Source organism: Collinsella sp. TM05-38 (assembly GCF_003466445.1).
Lineage (GTDB): Bacteria > Actinomycetota > Coriobacteriia > Coriobacteriales > Coriobacteriaceae > Collinsella.
Genome location: NZ_QSPM01000009.1, coordinates 82579 through 86595, shown reverse-complemented (window position 1 = coordinate 86595; position 4017 = coordinate 82579). Strand labels below are relative to the sequence as shown.

The 4017-nt window shown below is 60.4% G+C and carries 1 protein-coding gene; it reads left to right on the top strand.

The window, feature by feature from the left end; translation table 11 throughout:
- Window positions 1-128: 128 nt before the first annotated feature.
- On the top strand, window positions 129-3932 hold the full coding sequence (gene dnaE, locus DXD49_RS06735) for a DNA polymerase III subunit alpha (protein WP_117794566.1): 3804 nt from the start codon (window positions 129-131) through the stop codon (window positions 3930-3932).
- Window positions 3933-4017: the final 85 nt, after the last annotated feature.

Sequence of the window (4017 nt, the reverse complement as noted above, 5' to 3'; positions counted from 1 at the left end):
ATGGGGGTAGCTAAAATAGCCCCGTCCCAAATTAGCTACCCGTGTGGGTTTGGCTAGGTTCGGGTGCTGTCCGTGCCGTGCGGTAAAATCGTTCAGTCAGAACACGAACCCGCATCGGAGCTCATCACATGGCATTCGTCCATCTGCACAACCACACTGTTTTCTCCATGCTCGACGGCGCAACCCGTATCCAGGATATGGTCAACCGTGCCGTTGAGCTTGGCATGCCCGCCGTGGCCATTACCGACCACGGCTACATGTATGGCGTGCCCGACCTGGCGCTGGCCTGCGACGCCGTCAACCACAACACGCCCGAGTACAAAACCTGGAGCCACGACAAGGCCTTCTTGGAAAAGGACCGCCGCGACGAGCTGGTGGAGCCCGATCCCGAGGAAAACCCGCGCGAGCATGCCCAGTATGTGAAGGACATGGCCATGTGGGACGAGAAGGGCAATATCGACGAGCTCAAGCCGCCTCTGGTTATCAAGCCCATCTTTGGCTGCGAGGTCTACTTTACGCCGGACGAGACGCTCGCCCGCGACCATAAGCCCGAGCTCTACCACATGATCCTTTTGGCCAAGGACCAAGAGGGCTACGTCAACCTGATGCAGACGGTCTCCGAGGCCGCCGTGCAGGGCTTTTACTACAAGCCGCGCGTGACGCTCGACAATCTGCGCCGCCATGCCAAGGGCATGATCTGCACCAGCGCCTGCATCGCGGGCATCATCCCCAAGTACATCGACCGCGGCGACATGGAAGGCGCCATCGAGTGGGCCGAGACCTTCCGCGATACCTTCGACCCCGGCGACTTCTATATCGAGATTCAGGAACACGGCATTACCACCGACAACGGCCTGACTGACGAGCAGATGGACCGCACGCTCATCGATATTGCCAAGCAGGTGGGTGTCAAGGTCATCGCCACCAACGACTTCCACTACCTGCGCCGCGAGGACGCGCCCGTGCAGGACGTCATCATGTGCATCGGTATGAACGCCAAGGTCGACGACCCCAACCGCATGCGCATGACCGGCTCGGAGTTCTATATGAAGACCGAGGAGGAGATGCGGGCGATGTTCCCGTATTGCCCCGAGGCCTGCGACAACACGCTCGAGATCGCTGACAAGTGCTACGTGGAGCTGGACTGGGACTCTATCATCCTGCCGCGCTTCCCGCTGCTCGATCCCGGCGAGACGCATGAGAGCCAGTTCCGCCGCGAGTGCGAGAAGGGCCTGCGCCAGCACTACGGCGATGACTGGGCCACGCGCGAGATCGGCGGCGTCAACATCAAAGAGCGCTTTGAGTACGAATACAAGGTCATTTGCGACAAGGGCTTTGCCGCCTACTTCTTGATCGTTGCTGAGTACGTGCAATGGGCCAAGGACAACGGTATCGGCGTCGGTCCCGGCCGTGGCTCGGCCGCCGGCGCTATCGTCGCCTACGCCATGAACATCACCGCGTTCGACCCGCTCGAGAACGGTCTGATGTTCGAGAGGTTCCTCTCCCCGCAGCGTACCGAGATGCCCGATATCGATATGGACTTCGACGATGAGCGGCGCCTCGAGGTCGTGGAGCACGTTCGCCAGCTCTACGGCCCCGAGAAGGTCACCCACGTCATCACCTACTCGACCATTAAGGCCAAGCAGGCCATCAACGACGCCGCACGCGTTCTGGACTACCCGGTCTATATGGGCCAGCGCCTGTCCAAGATGGTCTCGAGCGACCCCAAGGTCAAGCTCAAGCAGGTGCTCGAAAAGCAACCCGGCAAAGAGGATCTGTTTAACCCCGATTTTGCCGAGGCATATAAAAAGGACGACGACGCCCGACGCATCATCGATACGGCGCTCTCGATCGAGGGCCTCACCCGTGGCGAGGGCGTGCATGCGTGCGCCGTTCTGATCTGCCGCGACCCCGTCAACGAGCACGTGCCTACCAAGCTCGATACCAAGGGCGGCGTCGAGATTACCCAGTACGAGGGCCATACCGTCGCCGACATGGGTCTGCTCAAGATGGACTTCTTGGGCCTGCGTACGCTGACGGTTATCTCCAAGGCCAAGGCAAACATCAAAAAGAACTTCGGCATCGACATCAAAGAGGAAGAGATTCCCTTTGACGATCCCGAGATCTTTAAGCTCATGGGCTCCGGCCACACCGCCGGCGTCTTCCAGGTCGAGTCCGCCGGCATGACGGCCACGATCAAGAACATGAAGCCCACCGAGTACAAGCACGTCGTGGCATTGATCGCTCTGTACCGCCCGGGCCCGCTGGGCGCCGGCATGGTTTCATCCTACATCAACCGTATGAACGGCAAGGAGCCGGCCGTCTCCTATGACGACCGTCTGGACGACATCCTGGGCGAAACCTACGGCACCATGGTCTACCAGGAGCAGGTTATGCTCATCTCCGTCGAGATGTGCGGCTTCTCCAAGGGCGAATCGGACTCGCGTATCCGTAAGCCCGTGGCTAAGAAAAAGATCAAGCTGCTCACGTCGACGGTGCTCCACTGGGAGGATGGCTCGGACGAGACCACCTACGACCACTGGATGAATGGCGCCATCAAGAACAACTACACGCGCGAGGTCGCCCAGAAGATTTGGGACGATGTTCTCGAGTTTGCGTCCTACGCCTTCAACAAGTCGCACTCCGCCGGCTACGCCATTCTGGTTATGCAGACGGCGTGGCTCAAGGCGCACTATCCGCACGAGTACATGGCGGCCGTTCTGACGTCCTATACGGGCAAGACCGACAAGATCGTGCACTACGTCTCGGCATGCCGTCACGACGGCATTCCTGTGCTTTCGCCAGATGTCAACGAGTCCGGTACCGAGTTCACGGCTACTAAGGAGGGCGTGCGCTTTGGTCTGGCCGGCATTCGAGGCGTGGGCACCGGCGTTGCGCAGGCGATTATCGCTGAGCGCGAGGCGGGCGGTCCGTTTAAGACGCTGCACGACTTTGTCGAGCGCGTGGACTCGAGCCAGGCCAACCGCCGCGTGATCGAATCCCTGATCAAGGCAGGCGCCTTCGACTCCACGGGGTATCCGCGTCGCCAGATGATGCACTTTGTGGACAAGAACAACCCCGAGAACATCATCGATGCCGCGGTGAAGCGCCAGAAGGATCGCGCGAGCGGCCAGACGTCGTTTTTCGATATGTTTGGCGACGTTGAGGGCTCGGGCTTCGAGGTGAGCGTGCCCGATCCGGATGGCCAGGAGTGGGACCGCCATCTTAAGCTGAGCCAGGAGAAGGAAGTTCTGGGCATCTATGTTTCGGACCACCCGCTGCGTCCGTTTGAGTATGCACTTAGCAAAGCACGCGACTTCTCGTTCTCGCAGATCGACACCGGCTACGAGGTGCAAAACCCCACGGGCGGTACCATCAACCAGGAGATTCCCGAGGGCAAGGCGCTGTGGTGGGCCGGTATGGTCTCGAGCGTGTCCAAGCGCGTGACCAAAAACGGCGACCCCATGGGCATTGTGCAGCTCGAGGACATGGAAGGCGAGGCCACGGTCGTGGTGTTCCCCAAGACCTACAAGGAGGCCGAGGGGTATCTGTACGGCGAGGTCGATCCCGAGACCGGCGCACAGCTGTCCGATGCGTTTGTTCGCATTAGGGGCAAGCTCGAACGCTCGGACCGCGGCGATCAGATTATCGCGCAGGAGATCGTGCCGCTGGAGCTTAACGAGGAGAACAACAAGCCCAGGGTGTTTGAGGTCATGGTGCCCAACAGCCGCTTTAGCCAGGGCAATATGGCGCGCCTGGCCACGGTGCTCACCACCAACCCGGGCGGCGACCGCGTGGAGATCTTTATTGAGCAGGTGGACGGGCGCGTGTTGCGTGCCGAGGTGCCGGCCAAGGTTAACGCACGCTCGATTCCGCTGCTGGCCGAGGCCAAGGCCATCGTTGGCAACCAAGGCCGCGTGACGGTTATCTAAGGGTGCCTTTGCCGGGGTAGCTAATTTGGGACGGGGCTATTTTAGCTACCCTTTGACTGACGGCGAATGAGTCGGGGTCGGAATG